Origin of the sequence: Phenylobacterium ferrooxidans (assembly GCF_042714595.1) — a bacterium.
Lineage (GTDB): Bacteria > Pseudomonadota > Alphaproteobacteria > Caulobacterales > Caulobacteraceae > Phenylobacterium > Phenylobacterium ferrooxidans.
The window spans coordinates 16,094-36,352 of record NZ_JAOTJD010000015.1 but is presented as its reverse complement, the minus strand read 5'-3'; the positions used below and the strand labels follow the sequence as shown (position 1 = coordinate 36,352).

The window sequence follows — 20,259 nt, the reverse complement described above, 5'->3', positions numbered from 1 at the left end:
GCCCTTTTTCGTGGCTAGAGGTTGCGCTTGAACAGCGCCAGCAGGCGTTCCCAATGGCGCTCGGCGGCGGTCTTGTCGTAGGCGGGCCGCTGGGGGAAGGCGAAGCCGTGGTGGACGCCGGCATAGAGCTCGACCTCACCATTGACCCCGTTGGCGGTCACCGACTGCGCCAGGGCCTCCACCATCTCCAGCGGCGCATAGGCGTCGATCTCGGCGCAGGCGAAATAGACCTCGCCCTGGACCTTCTGGGCGGCCAGGTGGGGACTGTCATGGTCGTCGGTGACGAGGGAGACCCCATAGATGGAGGCCGCGGCCTTGACCTTGTCGGGGTAGTAGGCCGCCGCGTTGATGGCGTACTGGCCGCTCATGCAGTAGCCCACCGCCCCCATGGGGCCCTTCCGGGCCGCGGGATCGCTGTCGATATAGGTCAGCAGGGCGGCGGTGTCGGACATCACCAGTGGGATGTTGATCGACGCCATCAGCTCGAACATGCGGGCCCGGTCGGCCTCGGTGGCGAAGCCCCCCAGCTCCAGCACCCCGGCCCGGTAGTAGAGGTTGGGCAGGACGATGTAGTAGCCGGCGGTCGCCAGCCGCCGGGCCATGTCGCGCAGCTCCTCGCGGATCGCCGGGGCGTCCATGTAGAACAGGATCACCGGGTGCGGCCCGTCCCGCTCCGGGTGGACGATGAAGGTGGTGGTCGCCCCGTGTGGCGTGGCGATATCGACGGTCTGTTCGATCATGGCGTCCTCAGGAGATGAGCTGGCAGGCGCGGGCGAGCGACACCCGGGTCAATTGGCGGCGTCGGGCGAAGACCTGCATCGCCGCCGAGGTCGGGTCGCGGGAGGTCTGCCACTCTCCGAGGTCCCGGTAGCGGGTCATCAGCAGCAGACGGCGCGCGCCGCTGACCCGGTCGGCGTCGCTCTCGGCGGCCAGGAACAGGCCGAAGATTTTCGTCTCGAAGCGGGCCTCGAAGTCGGGCCAGGCCTCGCCCGACAGGCGCACGAACTCGTCCACCGCGTCGCCGTCGATCGTGAACCAGTTGTGGACATAGATGCCGCCGGCCATGGGTGGGACATCGTCCGCCGGCCGCAGGGTGGGCGTCAGGCTGTGGTGTTCGGAGGCGACCACTCCCGGCGCCGAGGCGATAGCGGCGGCGCCGCCAGCATCCTTCACCAGCACCAGGGCTGTGTCAGAGGCGAAGCCCAGGACCGGCGCGAACACCGCCGCCAGTTCTGCGCCCATGGCCCCGCGCAGGTGATCGGAGAGCGCCTTCTGGGCCGTGCGCTCACGGCCCAGGGTCAGGGAATAATAGTCGTAGGCCATGGCCTTGGTCCTAGTAGTTCACACGGGCGCTGATGGCGCCGTCCACCAGCATGTTGATGCCGGTGGTGAAGGCCGAGCGCGGGCTGGCCAGGAAGACGGCGGCCGCGGCCACCTCCTCCGGGATCGCCATGCGGCCGGTCGGGTTGCGCTTGATCATCTGCTCGAAGAAGGCCGGCATGCCGGCCTTCACATTGCCCCAGACCCCACCCTCGAAGAACACCGTGCCGGGCGAGACCACGTTGCAGCGGACGTGCTTGGCGGCGCCCTCCTTGGCCAGGCCCTTGGCGTAGTGGATCTGGGCCGCCTTCATGGCGCCATAGGCCGAGGCGCTCGTGGCCTCGGCGGCGGAGACCGAGGAGGTGATGATCATGCAGGCGTCGCCCTTTTCCTCGCCGGCCTTTTCCAGGAAGGACTTGGCCGCCTCATAGGCGTTGACCGCCCCCATAAGGTCGATGTCGAACATCGCCTTCCAGTCGGACTCCCGCGCGCCCTGGACCAGGGCGCTGGCGTTGGAGACCAGGATGTCGATACCGCCCAGGGTCGTGCCGGCCGTGGTGACGAAGGCCCTCAGGGCCGCGCCGTCGGCGATGTCCACCACGTCGCCCCAGGCCTCGACGCCCTTGGCCTTTAGGGCCGCGACGGTCTCGGCCACCTGTTCGGCGTTGCGGGCGCAGATGGCGACATTGGCGCCCTCCTCGGCGAACAGGTCGGCGATCGCCCGGCCGATGCCCCGCGTCGCGCCGGTGACCACCACCGTCTTGCCCTTGAGTTGCAGATCCATGGCCTAACTCCCGTTTTGTTTGTTGCGACCTTTCTAGCGCGGGCGGGGGCGGCTGCGAGGTCTTTCTGAGCTCGGCGTTCCAAGTGATTGACGCCCCTGCGGCGCCCGGACCAAGAAGGGTGATGCTCGATCAGTTCGACGCCCGCCTCGACGCCGATTTCCCGCCGGTCGACCCGGCGCGCCTGATCGCGGCGCTGAAGCCCCTGCTGCCAGCCGAGGGGCTGAAGACGACTGTGGAGGCCCTGCGGCCCTACGAGACCGACGGCCTGGCCGCCTACCGCTCCCTGCCGGCCGTCGTCGCCCTGCCCGAGAGCGTGGAGCAGGTGCAGGCGATCCTGCGGGTCTGCTCGGCGCTCGGCGTCCCGGTGGTGGCGCGCGGGGCGGGCACCGGCCTGTCGGGCGGGGCCCTGCCTTACCCCGGTTGCGTGCTGCTGAGCCTGGCCAAGTTCAGCCGCATACTGGAGGTGGACGCCCAGGCGCGGACCGCGCGGGTACAGCCCGGCGTGCGCAACCTGGCGATCTCCGAGGCCGTCGCACACCTCGGCCTCTTCTACGCCCCTGATCCCTCCTCCCAGATCGCCTGCTCCATCGGCGGCAATGTCGCCGAGAACGCCGGCGGGGTGCACTGCCTGAAGTACGGCCTGACGGTGCACAATCTGCTCAAGCTGGAGATCGTGACCCTGGAGGGCGAGGTCCTGCACCTGGGCTCCGACGCCTATGACGCGCCGGGCTTTGACCTGATGGCCCTGATGACCGGGTCCGAGGGGCTGCTGGGCGTCGTGACCGAAATCACCGTCAAGCTGACGCCCTTGCCCGAGACCACCCAGGTACTGCTGGCCGCCTTCGACGATGTGGCGGTCGCGGCCCAGGCTGTCGCCGAGATCATCGCCGAGGGGGTCATTCCGGCGGGGCTGGAGATGATGGACGGCCCGGCCCTGCGCGCCGCCGAGGACTTCGCGCTCGCGGGCTACCCCAAGGACGCCGCCGCCATCCTGCTGTGCGAGCTGGACGGCGCGGGGCCCGATGTGGCCGAGGAAATCGCCAGAGTCTCGGCCCTGCTGTCGTCCTGCGGCGCCACGGAAGTCCGCCAGGCCCGCGACGAGAACGAGCGCCGGCGGTTCTGGGCCGGCCGCAAGGGCGCCTTCCCCGCCGTAGGCCGCATCGCGCCGGACTATTACTGCATGGACGGCACTATTCCTCGCCGGGCCCTGCCTCAGGTGTTGACCGAGATCAGCCGGCTGTCGGACGTCCATGGCCTGGCGGTGGCCAATGTCTTCCACGCCGGCGACGGCAACCTGCACCCGCTGATCCTCTACGACGCGGCCAAGGACGGCGACCAGGACGCCGCCGAGGCCCTGGGCGGCGCGATCCTGGAGCTCTGCGTCTCCGTCGGCGGCACCATCACCGGGGAGCACGGGGTTGGCCGCGAGAAGATCAACCAGATGTGCGTCCAGTTCAGCAGCGCCGAGATCGACGCCTTCCACGCCCTGAAGGCCGCCTTTGATCCCAAGGGCCTGCTCAATCCCGGCAAGGCCATCCCGACGCTCGCCCGCTGCGCGGAGTTCGGCGGCATGCACATCCACCATGGGGAACTGCCGTTTGCGCACCTCCCCCGGTTCTGACCTTACCGAGAGCCTGGCCGAGCGCGTCCGCGCCGGGGGTCCTCTGCGCCTGGAGGGCGGCGGGACGCGCGCCTTCTATGGCCGTCCCGTCGAAGGTGAGCTGCTGTCGTTGGCCAGGCATCGGGGCGTCGTGGACTACGACCCCAGCGAACTGGTGATCACCGCGCGGGCCGGGACGCCGGTGTCAGAGGTCGAGACCCTGCTGGCCGGCGAGAACCAGATGCTGGCCTTCGAACCGCCGGTGTTTGGGCCTGCCGGCACACTCGGCGGGGCGGTGGCGACGGGACTGTCGGGGCCGCGCCGACCCTTCGTGGGTCCGCTGCGCGACTATGTGCTGGGCGCCCGGATCATGAACCCCCAGGGCGAGGTCCTGCGGTTCGGCGGCACGGTGTTCAAGAACGTGGCCGGCTTCGACGCCTTCCGGCTGATGGCCGGGTCCCTGGGCTGTTTCGGTCCGATCCTGGACATCTCCCTGCGCGTGACGCCCCGACCGCGCGCCGAGCAGGCCCTGGTCTTCGAGATGGCGGGAGAGGCCGCGCGGACCTGGGTGACCGGCCTGATGGGCCGCCCCCTGCCCCTGTCGGGCGCCTTCCATGACGGGCGACACCTGCACCTGCGGCTCTCCGGCGGCGAGGCGGGTGTCGCGGCGACCCGGGCCGAACTGGGAGGCGAGGAAGAGCCGCTGGAGACCTGGGACGCCTTCCGCCACATGACCCACCCCGTGTTCGAGGCGCCAGTCCTGTGGCGGGTGTCCCTGCCGCCGACGGGTCCCGCCGAAGGCTTCGAGGCCACGGCCTGGGACTGGGACGGCGGCCAGCGCTGGCTTACCGCCGACACGGTCGATCCCGACGTCTGGGCGCGCGCCGCGCAGCTCGGCGGGCACGCGACCCTGTACAGAGGCCAAGCCGAGAACGGCGAGGTTTTCCAGCCGCTTGCGCCAGGCGCCTTCAACCTGCACCGCCGTGTGAAGGCGGCGTTGGACCCGGCGGGGATCTTCAATCCCGGCCGGATGTATGAGGGCCTCTAGATGAAGACCGTCATCCAGGGGCCCCTGGCCGACACGACCGGGGGCGAGATCGCGGCCCGGGCCCTGCGCGCCTGCGTCCACTGCGGCATGTGCAACGCCACCTGCCCCACCTACCAGATCACCGGCGACGAGCTCGACGGACCGCGCGGCCGCATCTATCTGCTGAAACAGGCGCTCGAGGGCCAGCCGGTCAGCCAGACCACGCTGAAGCACCTCGACCGCTGTCTTAGCTGCCGGGCCTGCGAGACCACCTGCCCCTCCGGCGTCCAGTACCACCGGCTCTACGATATCGGCCGCGAGGCGGTGCTCGATCAGGTCGGCCGGCCCTGGACCGAACGGCTGGCGCGGACGGTGATCCGCAGAGTGACCCGCTCGGCGGCCCTGCTGGGCGCGGCGCTTATCGTGGGCCGGCTCGTCCGCCCGATCCTGCCCCGGACCCTGCAGGCGAAGATCACCCCGCGAGTCGCACCAGGCCCGCGGCCGGCCCCGCATCACCTCCGGCGGATGCTGATGCTGACCGGCTGCGCCCAGTCGGCGGCGGCCCCGCACTTCAACGCCGTCACCGCCCGCGTCTTCGACCGCCTGGGGGTCAGCCTGGTTGAAGCCCCCCGCGCCGGTTGCTGCGGCGCCGTCAGCTTCCATCTGGACGCGCCGCACGAGGGCGCGGCCGCCGCGCGCGCCAATATTGACGCCTGGTGGCCCGACATCGAGGCGGGCGCGGAGGCGGTGGTGGTCAATTCCAGCGGCTGCGCGGCCTTCATCAAGGACTATCCCGACGTCCTGCGCGACGACCCCGCCTATGCCGAGAAGGCCCGCGTGGTGGCGTCCCTGGTGCGCGACCCCGTCCAGCTGCTGTCGGTGGCTGACCTCGCCGCGCGCCGAGCCCCCGCGCAACCGCGCATCGCGGTCCACGAGCCCTGCACCCTGCAGCACGGCCTGCGCCTGACCGGCGCCATCGGGACCCTGTTGCGCAGCCTGGGCTACGACCCCCAGCCCGTGGCCGACGCCCACATCTGCTGCGGCTCGGCCGGCGCCTATTCGCTGCTGCAGCCGGAGATGTCGGGCAAGCTCAAGGACGCCAAGCTGGCCAATCTCAACGCCCACCAGCCGGCGGCCATCTACACCGCCAACATCGGCTGCTGGATGCACCTGGCGCCCGACTCCCCCGCGCCCGTCCGCCACTGGCTGGAGGCGGTGGACGAGGTCACCCGGCCCTGACTCGCCGTTGACAGCCTGCCGCCGCGGCAGTCTCATGTCGCGATAAGCGGGCGGGCTCGACCACGTCGGCGCAAAGACATTTAGGGAAACGACCATGGCTGATTTTGGCGGCGCCGATCTCGACGCCTTCCGCGCCCAGGCCAAGACCTGGCTGGCGGAGAACTTCCCCCCGTCCCTGAAGAGCCGCAGCGACATCGCCGCCGCTGAGGCGCCGGTCCCCGTCGAAGGCGACTACAAGCTCTGGAAGGAGCGCATGGGCGCCAAGGGCTGGGGCGTTCCCACCTGGCCGTCGGAATACGGCGGCGGCGGCCTGAACAGCGCCGAGGCCCGCGTGCTGCGCGAGGAGATGGCTGCGGTCGGCGCCTGGAACCCCATCGGCGGCATGGGGGTGATGATGTTTGGTCCCACCCTGCTGGAATACGGCACCGAGGAACAGAAGCAGCGCCACATCCCGCCCATCGTGCGCGGCGAGCTGCGCTGGTGCCAGGGCTATTCCGAGCCGGGCTCGGGATCGGACCTCGCGTCCCTGCAGACTAAAGCTCAGGACATGGGTGATCATTTCCTCGTAAATGGTTCAAAAATATGGACTTCTGGCGCTCAGTATGCCGACTGGTGCTTCTGCCTGACCCGCACTGATCCCTCCAAGAAGCATGAGGGGATCAGCTTCCTGCTGATCGACATGAAGACGCCGGGCGTCGAGCCGCGGCCGATCCTGCTGATCTCCGGGTCATCGCCCTTCTGCGAGACCTTCTTCACCGATGTGAAGGTGCCCAAGGAGAACCTGGTGGGGCCGCTGAACGGCGGCTGGACGGTCGGCAAGCGGCTGCTGCAGCACGAGCGCAACGGCCTGTCAGGCGGCGGCGGGGCGCCGGCGCGGAGCAATCCGGGGGCGCTCCGCGAGATCGCCAAGAAGTACATCGGCGTCGATGCGACCGGCCGGCTGGCCGACCGCGACTTCCGCACCCGGCTGATCGAGCAGGACATGAACGCCCGCGCCTACCAGCTCACCAACGCCCGGGTGGCCCTGGAGGCGCGCAACCAGAGCGGCCCCAGTGCGGCGACCTCGATCATGAAGAACGCCTCCTCAAGCATCAATGTGAACCACGCCGAGATGGTGGTGGAGGCCATGGGTTATAACGGCCTGGCCTGGGCCGGCGACGAGTTCAGCGCCGAGGAGCTGGCCGCCGCGCGGGCCTTCCTGCGAGTGAAGTCCGGGACGATCGCCGGCGGGTCCTACGAGATCCAGAACAACATCATCTCCAAGCGGATCCTGGGTCTGCCCGACACCAATATCCACACCTACTAGGATTGGGCTTTCCGGCGCGTGCGGTTGACCCGCGCGCGCCCGACGCCTAAAGCGCCGCCATGGCCACCTCGACCGCCAGTGCTGCGATGACCGACCTGCGGAGCGTGCTGAACGCCCGCGGCGGCCGAGGTCTGCGCGTCTTCGGATAGACCGCGGGACCAGGCGTGAGCCGTTCCCGGGCGCTCCGGGGACGTGAAACCACCGCCTGACATTCCCAATTCTATCTGGAGGAGCCGCCGTGCTTTCCCTCTACCAATCCAATGGGTTGGTCCACTGGACCGACCGTGAGATTCGCCTGCGCGACATGATGGCCGCCCACTTCGCCGCCGAGGTTTCCGCCTTCCTGACGACCGCCAACCCCGCCTGGGACATCCGCCGGGTGGAGGCGCCGCAGCTGACGCCGCGCGAGTTGGTGTCGGAGGCCTATGGGCCCGAGGACATCTTCTTCATCGAGCGCCTGGGTGACGCCCAGCTGGTCCTGCGGCCGGAGACCACGCCCTCGACCTACGCCTACATGCAGCACCTGCTGAACAGTCACGCCAAGGTGCGCATGCCCCTGTGTGTCTGGCAGTCCGGAAAGTCGTTCCGGCGCGAGCAGGACCAGGTGAGCAAGCACATGCGGCTCAAGGAGTTCTGGCAGATGGAGTTCCAGTGCGCCTACACCGCCGACACCGCCAACGACTATCACGCCGCCAGCCTGGAGCCGGTGCGCGCGATGATCGAGGCCATGGTGCGCCTGCCCACGCGCATCGTGCCCTCCGACCGCCTGCCCGCCTATTCCCAGGTGACCATGGATGTGGAGGTCGACAACGGCGACAAGTGGATGGAGGTCTGCTCCATCTCCCGGCGCACCGATTTCCCGCAAGTCGCCCGCTTCCCCACCAAGGGCGGCGAGGTGCGCGAGGTGGCGGTCCTGGTGCTGGAGATCGCCATCGGCCTGGACCGCTGCGTCTACAACTGGAGCGTCGCCGACGCCCGGTAGGCGCCCTGCCCCGGCCGGTCCGCCGGCCGGGGAAAACCTCGCCCCACTTCCCTTGGGTCAGCCCTGACAAGGCGTCCGTCTTGGCCCATTCTCCGTATCCAGAGAGCGGCGCCCGCGAGAGCGCCGCCCATACGGAGGACGACGTCATGGCCACACCGAAACCGGCGCTCTGGGGCGCAACCCTGGCCGCCGTGCTGCTGGCCTCGACGGCCCAGGCGGCAACCCTGACCGTCAACCCCGGGCCCGACGCCCAGGAGCGGCTGCAGACCGCCCTGCTCGACGCCAAGCCGGGCGACGTGGTGTCCCTCGCCGCCGGCCGCTTCGACTTCACCGACGGCCTCTCCCTCGACGTCGACAACGTCACCGTGACCGGCGCGGGTCAGGGAAAGACCGTGCTCTCCTTTGCCGGCCAGAAGGGCGCGGGCGAGGGCCTGCTGATCACCTCGGACGGTGTCACGGTGCGCGACCTGACCCTGCAGGACAGCAAGGGCGACGGCATCAAGTCCAAGGGCGCCGACCGCATCAGCTTCGTCAGCCTGACCGTGCAGTGGACCGGCGGCCCCAAGGAGACCAACGGCGCCTACGGCGTCTATCCGGTTTCCTCCACCAATGTGCTGATCGACAAGGTCACGGTGCGCGGCGCCTCGGACGCCGGCATCTATGTCGGCCAGTCGAAGAACATCATCGTCCGCAACAGCTTGGCGGAGTTCAACGTCGCCGGGATCGAGATCGAGAACTCCACCGACGCCGATGTGTTCGACAATGTCGCCACCCACAACACCGGCGGCATCCTGGTGTTCGACCTGCCGGGCCTGCCGGTGATGGGCGGCCACTCCACCCGCATCTTCCGCAACAAGGTGGTGGATAACGACACGCCGAACTTCGCGCCCAAGGGCAATATCGTGGCCAGTGTGCCGGTGGGGGTCGGGATCATGCTGATGGCCAACCGCGACGTCCACGTGTTCGACAACGACATCTCCGGCAATCAGACCAGCGCGGTGATGCTGGTGAGCTTCAGCCGCAGCTTCGACGACAAGAGCTACAATCCCCTGCCCCGGGACATCGTGGTGCGGGACAACCGGCTGGGGCGCAACGGCTGGCTGCCCGGCCTGCCCGGCGGCAAGATGCTCGCCGCGGCGACCGGCGGGTCTCTGCCTCCGATCCTCTGGGACGGCGTCACCACCTATCCCGGCTACGACGGACCCGCCCCGCGCCTGTACCTGAAGGACGGCCCGGTGCTGAACCTGAACCTTCCCAAGGCGGGCGAGGTGGAAGCCGCCAAGCCGACGGTCACCGCGACCCTCGGATCGCCAGGCCTCCCGGAGCGCGCCGCCGTGGTGCTGCCGGTCGGTCAGGACAAGCCCGCCTCATGATGCGTCTCGCCGCTCTGCTGGCGGCGGTCCTGTCGCTTGGGGCGGCGCCCCAGCCCGCGCCCGTGGCGCTGGACGCGCTGCTGGCCGAGGCGCCGGCGCCGACCCTCGACGCCTACCGGCTATTCACCGACCAGGGCGCGCGGGCTCCGAACGCCGGCCTGACGCCCTATGCCCTGAACACCCCGCTGTTCAGCGACCACTCGGAAAAGTCCCGCTTCCTGTTTCTGCCGCCGGGGACCCAGGCGACCTATGCCGCCACGGGCGCCTTCGCCTTCCCGGTGGGGGCGACCCTGGTGAAGACCTTCGCCTATCCCGCCGACCTGCGGAAACCGGGGGACCAGGTTCGGTTCATCGAGACCCGCCTGCTGATCCACAAGGCCCAGGGCTGGGTGGCCCTGACCTATGTTTGGAACCCCGAGCAGACCCAGGCGGTGCTGAAGCGCGCCGGGGCGCGGCTGCCGGTCTCGGTGATGGACCACGCCGGCAGGCCGCTGACCATCGACTATGCGGTTCCCAACACCAACCAGTGCAAGGAGTGCCATTCCCTCTCCGGCGTGCTGGCGCCCATCGGTCCCAAGGCGCGCAACCTGAATGGCGATCTGGCCTATGGGTCGCGGCGCGAGAACCAGCTGTCCCATTGGACGAAGACGGGCCTGCTGGCCGGAGCACCCGCTCCGCGCGCGACGCCCCGCACGGCGGTCTGGAACGACCCGGCCGAGCCCCTGGCCGACCGGGCGCGCGCCTATCTCGACGCCAATTGCGGCCATTGTCACAACCCCGAGGGCATGGCGAGCAACTCCGGGCTCTTCCTGCACCTGGAGGAGACCGACCCCGCCAACCTGGGCGTCCGCCGCCGGCCTGTGGCGGCGGGGCGCGGGTCCGGCGGCCTCGAATTCGATATCGATCCGGGCCGTCCTGAAACCTCCATCCTGCTGCACCGCATGAAGTCCCGCGAACCGGGCGTGATGATGCCGGAGCTGGGCCGGTCCCTGGTGGATGAGCAAGGCGTGGCCCTGATCGCCGACTATCTGCGGAGCCTTCCGGCTTCGCGTTGACACCCAACCAGGGGACGCCTCTTGTCGCCACAGGGCGACGGCAAGAGCGCCCCAAGAGGAAACGAAGGTCATGGTCTACATCCTGGGCGGCTGGCAGAGCGACTTCTCGAAGAACTGGGCGCGCGAGCAGATGGACTTCGCCGACGCCTTCGCCGAGGTGGTGGGCCAGGGCCTGGCCGCCGTGGACCTGGAGCCCAAGGACATCGACACCGGCCACGTCGGCAACTTCGTCGGCGACCTGTTCGCCGGCCAGGGCCTGCTGGGCGGGTTCTTCGGCCTGGTCCACCCCGACTTCGACGGCATGCCCACCTCACGCCACGAGGCGGCCTGCGCCTCGGGCAGCGTGGCGATCCTGGCGGCCACCGCCGAGATCGAGGCCGGCCGTTACGATACCGCCTGCGTCGTCGGACTGGAGATGATGCGCAATGTCTCGGGCCAGCAGGCCGCCCAGAACCTGGGCGCCGCGGCCTGGGCCGGGCACGAGTTCCAGGACGCCACCTATCTGTGGCCCAAGGCCTTCTCCGACCTGGGCGAGGAATATGACCGACGCTGGGGCCTCAAGTACGAGCACCTGATGCGGATCGCGGAGATCAACTTCGCCAACGGGAAGAAGAACCCCAACGCTCAGACGCGGGCCTGGGCCTTCAACGACAAGAGCTTCACCGACGACGACGAGGCCAATCCGGTCGTCGAGGGGATGATCCGCAAGAACGACTGCGGCCAGGTGACCGACGGCTCAGCCGTGGTGTTCCTGGCCTCGGAAAAGGCGGCCAAGGCCTATGCCGACAAGCGCGGCCTGCCTCTGGAGAGCCTGCCGCAGATCAAGGGCTGGGGGCACCGCTCCGCACCCATCAGCTATGACCGCAAGGTGCGCGCCAGCGCCGGCGAACCTTATGTCTTCCCGCAGGTGAAGCGGGCCATCGACGAGGCGCGCGCCCGGGCCGGGATCGACGACTTGAGCCAGGTCCATGCCGTCGAGACCCACGACTGCTTCACCACCACCGAATACATGGCCATCGAGCACCTCGGCCTGACCGCGCCGGGCGAGGCCTGGAAGGCGGTGGAGGACGGCTCCATCGAGATGGGCGGCCGCCTGCCGATCAATCCCTCCGGCGGTCTGATCGGCGGCGGCCATCCGGTGGGCGCCACCGGTGTCCGCATGACGCTGGACGCCTACAAGCAGGTGACCGGCAAGGCCGGCGACTATCAGGTGGAGGGCGCCCGGACGGTCCAGACCCTGAACATCGGTGGCTCCACCACCACCACGGTCAGCCTGGTCGTCGGCCTGTGAGCCCAAAGCTCGCGCTGATGAAGGCCCTGATCGCGGACTGGACCCGGGGCGACATCGACGCCGTGTTGGCGCGCATGACCGACGACGTGGTCTGGCACTACGCCGCCGCCGTCGCCCCGCCCCTCATCGGCAAGGTCAAGGCGCGCAGGTTCCTGGAGCGCTTCAAGGGCGAGATCGCGCAGGTGCGCTGGCGGATGTTCGACCACGCCGAGAGCGGCGACCGCCTGTTTGCGGAAGGCGTCGACGAGTATGTGGCCAAGGACGGCGCCGTCGTGGCCGCGCCCTACGCCGCCGTGATCGAATTCCGTGGCGATCTGATCTGCGGCTGGCGCGACTATGTCGATATCGGCGTCATAGAGGCCCAGAAGGCCGGGGAGCCGCGCAGCGCCTGGCTCACCGCCCTCATCGACCGCCCGGCCCTGTGAGTTAGAGGACACCCATGGAAATCGCTCAACTGCTGCTGCTGAACGCCGGGGTCTCCGTCGCCCTGTTCATCGCGCTGTGGCTCTATTCGATCCGCATCCAGGACCCGAGCTTCATCGACAGCTGGTGGCCGCTCGGCATGGTGGTCATGGCCTGGACCAGCTACCTGATCACCGGCGGACGCGGGCCGCACGCGGCCCTGCTGACCGGGCTCTGCGCCATCTGGGGCATGAGACTGGGCGTCTATCTGCTCTGGCGCTGGCGCAAGCATGGCGCTGACCGCCGCTATGCCACCATGATGGGCAAGGCCAAGCTGGAGCGCGGCTGGGACTATCCGAAGGCCTCCCTCCTGCTGGTCTTCGCCCTGCAGATGCCGTTGCAGTTCATCGTCTGCCTGCCCGTGCAACTGGGCCAGATCCAAGCCACCACCGACCTGGGCGCCCTCGCCTGGGCTGGCGTCGCCCTCGCCGTGGTGGGCATAGCCTTCGAGAGCCTCGGCGACTGGCAGCTCGTCCGGTTCAAGGCCGACCCCGCCAACAACGGCAAGGTGCTGGACACCGGCCTCTGGCGCTACACCCGCCACCCCAACTATTTCGGCGACGCCTGCGCCTGGTGGGGCCTGTGGCTGATCGCCGCCGATACCGGCCTGGTGGGGGCCGCCTCCATCGTCGGCCCGGTGCTGATCACCTTCCTGCTCACCAAGTGGAGCGGTGTGCCGACGGTCGAGGGCCGCATGCGCCGCAAGCGCCCGGACTACGAGGCTTATGTGGCCCGGACCTCGGGCTTCGTGCCGATGCCGCCGAAGAAGGTTGTCTCCTAGAGCATGTCAGGCGCAAGTGGACGCCGGTTCGCCGCCCGGACATGCTCTAGATTGAAGAAGATAGACCCATTTTGTCCGATCAGGTTGATTCAACCTGATCCGGAAAGGGTCTAGGCGCCGAGCATATCCCGTGGCGCCCAGACCGCGTGGGTGCCGCTGCACAGCTTGTGCGGCAGCCTGATCCGGCAGACCGGACCGGCGGCGATGTCCTTGGCGTCCAGCAGGATGCACTCCGACGTGCCGGCGTTCTCGTCGGTGAGGAAGCTCACCAGGTAGCCGTCGTCCTCGTCCACCGCGCCCACCCGCGGGCAGAAGGGCGCCTCGCTGGCATAGACGCCCTCGGGCAGGATGAACTCGCTGCTCTCGCCGGTTTCCAGGTCGTGCTTCACGAAGCCGCGGAACAGGAACCAGCCCACCTCGGCCACGGTGGAATAGGCGTAGCGGTACTTCCGTCCGGCGTAGCGGGCGTTGATCATGCCGAATTCCAGGATGCGATCGTCCAGGTGGCCCTCGGTGGTCTCGCCGGTCTTCAGGTTGAAGCGCCAGCGGTGCAGCTTGGGCTTGAACCGGTATTCGTCGAGATAGGCCATCATGTGCTCGAAGCCGGGAGGCGCGTCCTTGTTCGGCTCCGGGGTCGGGTCTTCCTGGAAATAGCCGTCCAGCACGATCTCATCGCCCTCCTCATAGGCGTTCAGCCAGTGCAGGACGTAGGTCGGCGCGGCCTCGAACCAGCGGATCTCGCCGCCGTGGCGCGGGACGATAGCGAAGCGCGAGGGGATGCCCTCGTGCAGCCGCACCGCGTGGATGTTCCGCTCCAGCAGCTTGGCGTCCCAGAACACCGGCAGATCGTTGAGGATCGAATAGTGGGTGGTGAAGGCCATGTCGTGCGGCAGGCGCGGGCCCGGCAGCGGGATGGGGATATAGGTCTTCAGCCGGTTGTCGGGTCCGACCACGCCATAGTGCATGTAGGGGGCGTGCTTGGAGTAGTTGAAGAACATCAGCTCGCCGGTGGCCTCGTCCACCTTGGGATGGGCGCTCACGCCGTCGATGGGCACCCAGCTCTCCAGCCCCTCCTGCTCCAGGGTCAGGGGATCGAGGCGGTAGCCCTCCCCGCACTGATAGAAGGTCGACAGCGCCTTGCCGGCGTGGACCACGACGTCGGTGGAGGATGAGTCCTTCAGGAAGCCGTGCGCGCCCCAGCCCGGACGCTTGGCCAGCTGGACGGGATCGGCCAGGCCGCCCCAGAGCGAACCGGCCGCCTCCTGCTCGGCCTCGAAGCCACGGGTGCGGACGAAACGGTTGCGGTAGCTGGCCTGGCCGTTCCGGAACTCGATCTGGTGGATCATCCCGTCGCCATCGAAGGGATGGAAGCGGCCCAGCGGTTGCTGCACCTGGTTCTCGGTGTTGCGCAGGTAGACGCCGTCGAGGTCGGCGGGGATCGCGCCGTGGGTCACCTCCAGGTCGGTGGCGTTGACCTCCTCGTGCAGCGGCGTCCAGGCCCCGTTGAGATAGGGATGGTTGCTGGGCAGCAGACTGGTGACCACCGGCGGAAGCCGTTCGACCTTCATGGATTGCGCGTCCTCGGTTGCGGGCCCTTCTGAGGCGGGGCCATCGGGCGACTCTAGCCGCGCCGCGACGCCGGAGCGAGGGCGCCCTTAGGGCAATTTCGGGCCTTTAGAGCCGCGCGAGGAAAGAATCTCAGCGATCCTTGAAACAAAATTGAGGGGGCTCCACGCCCGACGTCCTTAACAGCGCGGGCCCTCTCGCTGATGTGGAGTCCCGCTGAATCGCCCGAGAGTCATGGGTCGGGGCCCGCCGCCCCTTAGACTCTCGTCGCCGTTCGTTATGACTCTTGGTGAATCAAACTTAAGGAACGGCCAGAGTATTCCCGGGATTCATAACTCACACATCTTCGCGTAACGATTCAAAAACCCTGCCCCACTACAACGGTGACAGAGCAAAAATGCTTGCGGTCACCAAAACGGTGAACGAAACCTAAAAGTGGGGTTTTCCAAGATGCCGAATAGCGTCAATACCAACGTCGGGGCCATGGTCGCCCTTCAGAACCTGAACCAGACCAGCTCCGAGCTGATGACGGTCCAAAACCGCATCAACACCGGCAAGAAGATCGCTTCGGCGAAAGACAACGGCGCCATCTGGGCCATCGCCCAGAACCAACGCGCCACCTCCGGCTCTCTGAACGCCGTCAAGGACTCCCTGCAGCGCTCGCAATCGACCGTGGACGTCGCCATCGCCGGTGGCGAAGCCGTCTCCGATCTGCTTCTGCAGATGAAGGAAAAGGCCTTGGCGGCCTCCGACTCCAGCCTGGATACAGCGTCGCGGACCGCCCTGAACGACGACTTCAACGCTCTGCGCGACCAGATCGGGAAGTCGGTTTCGAACGCCACGTTCAACGGCGTGAACATGATCAGCGCCACCGGCACCTCCATCGCCGCCCTGGCCAATGACGACGGCAGCTCGAAGATCACGGTCCAGGCCCAGGACCTGTCCCTGGCCGGCATCAGCCTGAGCACGGGCTCGATCTCGACCCAGACGACAGCCGCGGCCATGATCGCCACCGTCGGTACAGCGATCTCCACGGTCTCGACCGCTCTGTCGAAGATGGGTACGGGCTCCAAGTCGCTCGGCGCTCACCTGACCTTCGTCAGCAAGCTCCAGGACTCCATCGACGCCGGGGTGGGTAACCTCGTCGACGCCGACCTGGCCAAGGAAAGCGCGCGACTGACCTCGCTGCAGACCAAGCAACAGCTTGGCGTGCAGGCGCTGTCGATCGCCAACAGCTCCTCGTCGGGCCTGCTCAGCCTCTTCCGCTAAGCCCGACAAGAACTCCAGTACGTGTAAGGAGGGGAGGTCTCGCAAGAGGCCTCCCCTTTTTGCTGCGCGTGGCGCCCCCCCGCGCGGATCGCGACCCGCGCCTGGACCCACCTGTCGCGCGCGCCCTTCGGCGCCTTCAAGCCGGAACGGTTGCTCCGGCCCTGATAAGGTCCAGGACTTCGTCGGTGGGCCGGACGTCGCCGAAGCTGCGGTAGACGTTGTAGAGCGCGGCGTTGTGGTCCTGGTCGCGACGCGCGGCATTGCCGTCGGCCACCATGATCACCCGCAGGCCCAACGTGCTGGCGTCGCGAGCGGTGGATTCACAGCAGATATTGCTCAGGGTCCCGGTCACCAGCACGGTGTCGATCCCGCGCGCCTCCAACATCGGCGGCAGGGTTGAGCGACCTGGGAAGAAGGCGCTGGTGGCCGACTTCTCCGCCAGGACATCCCCCTCATGCACCCGGAACTCGGGCCAGAGCCGTTCGGCCAGGCTCCCCTCACCGCCGCTGGCCGCGTACATGGTGGCGACCTTCTCACCGTAGAACTCGGTGGAGGCGGCCGTGGGGGCGCCGTTGGTGGGCACAACCCAGGCCACAGTCCCGCCGGCCGCGCGCAAGGCGTCGGCCAGGCGGCTGATGTTCGGAACGATGCCTCGGGTATAGGGGAGCTCGTTCAGGAAGAACGGCACCATGTCGATGACCAGCAGGGCTGTCGCGACAGGGTCGATGCGCCCATAGGCGTGGCGGCGGCCGCGCCGGTCTTCCTGGCGGGCGTACTCGCGCGCCTCGATGTGCCAGTTGTGCAGCAAGGCTTCCATGGCGTCCTCCCGTAAGGAACAGACACGATTCTCGACCGCGCGAACAGAGCGCGAACATCGCCTGGGGTTGTGTGGGGAAGCCGTCAGGACGACGGGATAGCGATGGTACCGCCTCTCAGGCTTGAACTGAGGACCTCCGGTTCCACAAACCGGCGCTCTAACCAACTGAGCTAAGGCGGCGCATCGCGAAGGCGTGTTCTAGTCGGGCGTGGCGGCGGGATCAAGCGGCGGGCGACAGCAGCGCGGCCCTAAATCGCCGGCTTCCCAGCAAGGTCTGCCCTGAGCCGAGACGCACGGCGAAATCCCCAGAGGATTTGGTCTCCACCTCGCCCACGGCGGCGCGATTGACCAGGCGTGAGCGGTGGATGCGGACGAAGCCCGCCAGACTCTTCTCCATCTGGGCCAGGGACGCGCGGTGCAGGACGGCTGCGCCCTGGGCGGTGTGCAGCTCCACATAGTTGCCCGCCGCCTCCACCCAGAGGATTTCGCTGACCGGCAGGAAGACCCGGCGGGCGCCGTCGCGCACCTCCAGAATGTCGGCCGGAGCGTCCGGTGGCGCGCGCCGGGCGCGGAACGCGGTCCACAGGGGATAGGCGGCGAGAAGGCCGGCATAGATCAGCAGGTCTTTGCGCAACTCATAGGGCCACTCTCCAAGCGGCCCCAGCGGGTGATAGACATCCCCGACCAAACGATAGGCCGCGCTGCGCAGCACGCCCATGGCCACAACGTGAACCAGGGAGAAGGCCAGGCCGCAGGCCAGGTGGACCGCGAGCCAGCGGAAGGGCGACGTCAGGCGCGGCGGGATCCGCCGCACCAGCCACAGGACCCCGGGCGCCAAGGCGGTGAGGACCAGGCCGCTGGAAACCTCCCAGACCGCGGGCTCCCACCAGGGTACGGGATGACCGAACCGCGCGCGGTCGTGCAGGGTGCTGAAGATGTCGACCACGATCACGCTGCTGGCGCCCAGGGCGAAGAGCGCGATGAACAGGCGGTCGCCCTGCCGGTCGCCCCCTTTCCCACCGATCGGATCCTGCGTCGTCATGGGTCCAGCATAGCGCAAAGAAAAAGCCCCGGAGGCGAACCTCCGGGGCCAATTCGTTCTTACAGGGGAGCCCGGAGGCTCAGCCCTTCGGCAGGACCCAACGAAGGGGGATACGAACCGTACCGCCTTCGATCGGGGCGCCGTCGAGGGTCTTCGGCTTCATCTTGAAGAGCTTGGAAGCCCGCAAGGTGGATTCACCGAAGCCGTAGTCCGCCGGATCTTCCGAAACCACCGAGCAGCCTTCCAGCGTGCCCCTGGCGGTGACCGTGCAACTGATCGTCGCGCGGCCTTCGACGTTCATCCGCTGAGCCCGGTCCGGGAAGTACCGGGCCAGGTCTTCGGCGTTTGGACGGCGCGACCAGTCAGGGTTGCTGATGACCGAGGGGCGCGGAGGCGCCACCGGAGCCGGAGCCGGGGGCTTCGGTTCCTCGATCCGCTTCTCTACCGGCGGAACCGGCAGAGGGGGGATCGTCGGCATATCAGACGGCACGTTCACCGGAGGCCGCGGCTGCAGCTTGGGCGGCGGCGGCGGCGGGGTGTTCGGCGGCGGAGGCGGAGGCGGCGGAGGCGGCGGCGGGGCGGGCTTGATGAGCGCCACGTCCGTCACTTCGTCCGAGTATTCCTTGAACTCCGACTGGAATTTGGCTTTCCAGAGGTAGACGCCGACCACGCCGTGGACAACGACAGAGCCGATGATGGCGGCAGTCACCCCGTTGTTGCGCTTCTTGCGTGGCGCATCAAAGGGGTTGTGCCCGGGGTGGGTGATGTCTTCAGCCATGCTCCACCCCTACTTATCTTCGCCGATCAGCGCCACGCTATAAAACCCATTGTCCTGGAGCTGGTTCATCACGCCCATGAAGTCCCCGTAGAGGACCCCTTTATCGGCGCGAATGAAGATCCGCTCTTTCTCCGGGTTGCGCTTGTTGCCGATGTTCTTCCGCAGGTCGTCACCCAGGGTCGCGATCTCAGTGGGAATGTCCCCAATGAACAGGCGACCGGATTCCTGGATGGAAATGTAGACCGGCTTGGGAGGGTTGGTAGACGGCGGAGCCACCGCGTTGGGAAGTGCGACCTTCACCGTTACGGCGGCCATGGGTGCCGCCACCATGAAGATGATCAGGAGGACCAGCATGACGTCCACGAAGGGCGTCACATTGATCTCGCTGTTCGCTTCCACGGCGTACCTGCCACCCCCAGAACCTGAGAGTTTGGCGCCCATGGTGCTTAGGCCCCTTTGTCGAGCTGCCGGGAGATGCCGTTCATCAGCTCAGCCACGAACCCTTCCGTACGCGCACCGTAAGCGGAGATGCGGGTCTGGAAGTAGTTGTAGAAGATAACCGACGGGATGGCGGCGAACAGGCCGATACCGGTGGCCAGCAGCGCCTCGGCGATACCGGGGGCGACGACGGCCAGGTTGGTCGTGTTGGTGTTCGCGATCCCGATGAACGAGGTCATGATCCCGTAGACGGTGCCGAACAGACCGATGAACGGACCGGACGAACCGACCGAGGCCAGGAACTGCATGCCGCTGGAGAGACGACCACCGAGCGACGCCTGGACGGCGGCGACGGCGTTCTCGGCGCGGTGGATGACCGCGTCACGGTGAGTACCGGAAACGGCAAGGCCGGCCTGGCGGGACAGTTCGACTTCTTGGGCGGCCGCGGCGGCCATATCGGCCAGCGGATTGCCTTCGAATTCGTCTGACATGCCGATGCGGCCCATGTCGTTGATGGTCTTGGCGGTGCGGAAGGCTTCGAGGAAGCGGTCCGTCTGGCGGTTAAGAGCGCCATACTCGAGCAGCTTGGTGACCAGCAGAGTCCACGAGAAGATGGAGCAGAGCACCAGGCCGATCATGACCACCTTGACGACGGCGCCGGCGTCCATGGCCATCTGGATGACGCTGAGCTTGCCAGCGCTTTCCATTTGGGGCGGAGCAGCTTCTTCGGCCGGAGCGGCCTCAGCAGCAGGGGCGGCGGCGGCGGCGTCAGCCGGAGCAGCGGCGGGAGCCGCAGCGGCGGCGTCAGCAGCAGGGGCGGCCGGTGCGGCGGCATCCTGCGCGAACGCCGGCGCGCTCGTCATCAGCACCAAGGCGCCGAAGAGAGCGATGAAAGGAGTCGTTCGTTTGTTGTCGAGCATCTGTCGCCAGTTCCTGATTGGTCTAGCACGTTTGGACCGAGGGTCGTCGCGCGAGAGCGTGTCCACCCCAATTGAAATTGCCCGCAGTCCCGCTCGTAACCACGAGAGGAACGACGGAGCCGCTATCGCTGCGCCCGACCCGTAACCCGCGTCGCCATTTGGCGACCTCGCGTTCCGAGGGCGGGAGCGACCTCGCCTGCCCCGAGGG

General features: G+C 67.9%; 20 protein-coding genes and 1 tRNA gene. 11 read left to right on the top strand and 10 right to left on the bottom strand.

The window, feature by feature from the left end; translation table 11 throughout:
* Positions 1 to 14: 14 nt before the first annotated feature.
* From OCL97_RS09530 to OCL97_RS09520, 3 genes are read right to left on the bottom strand one after another with little or no spacing between them, the layout of a single operon-like run.
* The gene (locus tag OCL97_RS09530) at positions 15 to 740 is read right to left on the bottom strand and encodes a dienelactone hydrolase family protein (protein WP_377369651.1); all 726 of its coding nucleotides are present in this window, start codon (positions 738 to 740) and stop codon (positions 15 to 17) included.
* 7 nt (positions 741 to 747) lie between these two features.
* Complete coding sequence (locus OCL97_RS09525; protein ID WP_377369650.1) at positions 748 to 1,323, bottom strand: hypothetical protein; 576 nt, start codon at positions 1,321 to 1,323, stop codon at positions 748 to 750.
* Positions 1,324 to 1,333: 10 nt separating this feature from the next.
* Complete coding sequence (locus tag OCL97_RS09520; RefSeq protein WP_377369648.1) at positions 1,334 to 2,104, bottom strand: SDR family NAD(P)-dependent oxidoreductase; 771 nt, start codon at positions 2,102 to 2,104, stop codon at positions 1,334 to 1,336.
* A gap of 122 nt (positions 2,105 to 2,226) precedes the next feature.
* On the opposite strand from OCL97_RS09520, the gene OCL97_RS09515 reads away from it, so the two are divergent.
* From OCL97_RS09515 to OCL97_RS09470, 10 genes are all read left to right on the top strand, one after another.
* Entirely contained in the window at positions 2,227 to 3,726 is a 1,500-nt protein-coding gene (locus OCL97_RS09515; protein ID WP_377369646.1) for an FAD-linked oxidase C-terminal domain-containing protein, read from the top strand.
* Positions 3,704 to 4,753, top strand: a complete 1,050-nt coding sequence (gene glcE / locus OCL97_RS09510) for a glycolate oxidase subunit GlcE (RefSeq protein ID WP_377369644.1) — start codon at positions 3,704 to 3,706, stop codon at positions 4,751 to 4,753. The genes OCL97_RS09515 and glcE overlap by 23 nt, the downstream gene beginning before the upstream one ends.
* Complete coding sequence (glcF, locus tag OCL97_RS09505; protein WP_377369642.1) at positions 4,754 to 5,971, top strand: glycolate oxidase subunit GlcF; 1,218 nt, start codon at positions 4,754 to 4,756, stop codon at positions 5,969 to 5,971.
* Positions 5,972 to 6,065: 94 nt separating this feature from the next.
* Complete coding sequence (locus tag OCL97_RS09500) at positions 6,066 to 7,277, top strand: acyl-CoA dehydrogenase family protein (RefSeq protein ID WP_304783238.1); 1,212 nt, start codon at positions 6,066 to 6,068, stop codon at positions 7,275 to 7,277.
* A gap of 238 nt (positions 7,278 to 7,515) precedes the next feature.
* Positions 7,516 to 8,259 carry an aminoacyl--tRNA ligase-related protein gene (locus tag OCL97_RS09495; RefSeq protein ID WP_377369640.1) on the top strand — a complete coding sequence of 248 codons (744 nt, stop codon included), beginning with the start codon at positions 7,516 to 7,518 and terminating at the stop codon, positions 8,257 to 8,259.
* A gap of 146 nt (positions 8,260 to 8,405) precedes the next feature.
* Positions 8,406 to 9,632, top strand: a complete 1,227-nt coding sequence (locus OCL97_RS09490) for a parallel beta-helix domain-containing protein (RefSeq protein ID WP_377369638.1) — start codon at positions 8,406 to 8,408, stop codon at positions 9,630 to 9,632.
* Complete coding sequence (locus OCL97_RS09485) at positions 9,629 to 10,687, top strand: SO2930 family diheme c-type cytochrome (RefSeq protein WP_377369636.1); 1,059 nt, start codon at positions 9,629 to 9,631, stop codon at positions 10,685 to 10,687. Before OCL97_RS09490 ends, OCL97_RS09485 begins: the two co-directional genes overlap by 4 nt.
* 70 nt (positions 10,688 to 10,757) lie before the next feature.
* Positions 10,758 to 11,978, top strand: coding sequence for an acetyl-CoA acetyltransferase (locus OCL97_RS09480; protein WP_377369634.1), 1,221 nt, complete (start codon positions 10,758 to 10,760; stop codon positions 11,976 to 11,978).
* Between the two features lie 17 nt (positions 11,979 to 11,995).
* Positions 11,996 to 12,403: a nuclear transport factor 2 family protein gene (locus tag OCL97_RS09475; protein ID WP_304783251.1), complete on the top strand. Its 408-nt coding sequence runs from the start codon at positions 11,996 to 11,998 to the stop codon at positions 12,401 to 12,403.
* A 14-nt stretch (positions 12,404 to 12,417) separates the two neighbouring features.
* Positions 12,418 to 13,221 carry a DUF1295 domain-containing protein gene (locus OCL97_RS09470; protein WP_377369632.1) on the top strand — a complete coding sequence of 268 codons (804 nt, stop codon included), beginning with the start codon at positions 12,418 to 12,420 and terminating at the stop codon, positions 13,219 to 13,221.
* 110 nt (positions 13,222 to 13,331) lie between these two features.
* Here OCL97_RS09470 and OCL97_RS09465 read toward each other — a convergent pair whose 3' ends face one another.
* Entirely contained in the window at positions 13,332 to 14,789 is a 1,458-nt protein-coding gene (locus OCL97_RS09465) for a carotenoid oxygenase family protein (protein WP_377369630.1), read from the bottom strand.
* 448 nt (positions 14,790 to 15,237) lie between these two features.
* Between OCL97_RS09465 and OCL97_RS09460 the strand changes: the two genes are divergently transcribed.
* Complete coding sequence (locus OCL97_RS09460) at positions 15,238 to 16,056, top strand: flagellin (RefSeq protein WP_305338974.1); 819 nt, start codon at positions 15,238 to 15,240, stop codon at positions 16,054 to 16,056.
* Between the two features lie 136 nt (positions 16,057 to 16,192).
* Here OCL97_RS09460 and OCL97_RS09455 read toward each other — a convergent pair whose 3' ends face one another.
* From OCL97_RS09455 to OCL97_RS09430, 6 genes are all read right to left on the bottom strand, one after another.
* On the bottom strand, positions 16,193 to 16,873 hold the full coding sequence (locus OCL97_RS09455; RefSeq protein ID WP_377369628.1) for an isochorismatase family protein: 681 nt from the start codon (positions 16,871 to 16,873) through the stop codon (positions 16,193 to 16,195).
* Positions 16,874 to 16,976: 103 nt separating this feature from the next.
* Positions 16,977 to 17,053: transfer RNA gene (locus tag OCL97_RS09450), tRNA-His, on the bottom strand.
* A 40-nt stretch (positions 17,054 to 17,093) separates the two neighbouring features.
* Positions 17,094 to 17,915: a LytTR family DNA-binding domain-containing protein gene (locus OCL97_RS09445; protein WP_377369626.1), complete on the bottom strand. Its 822-nt coding sequence runs from the start codon at positions 17,913 to 17,915 to the stop codon at positions 17,094 to 17,096.
* A gap of 79 nt (positions 17,916 to 17,994) precedes the next feature.
* Positions 17,995 to 18,693, bottom strand: coding sequence for an energy transducer TonB (locus OCL97_RS09440; protein WP_377369624.1), 699 nt, complete (start codon positions 18,691 to 18,693; stop codon positions 17,995 to 17,997).
* Between the two features lie 9 nt (positions 18,694 to 18,702).
* On the bottom strand, positions 18,703 to 19,134 hold the full coding sequence (locus OCL97_RS09435) for a biopolymer transporter ExbD (RefSeq protein ID WP_304775719.1): 432 nt from the start codon (positions 19,132 to 19,134) through the stop codon (positions 18,703 to 18,705).
* Between the two features lie 5 nt (positions 19,135 to 19,139).
* Entirely contained in the window at positions 19,140 to 20,051 is a 912-nt protein-coding gene (locus OCL97_RS09430; RefSeq protein ID WP_377369622.1) for a MotA/TolQ/ExbB proton channel family protein, read from the bottom strand.
* Positions 20,052 to 20,259 lie beyond the last annotated feature (208 nt).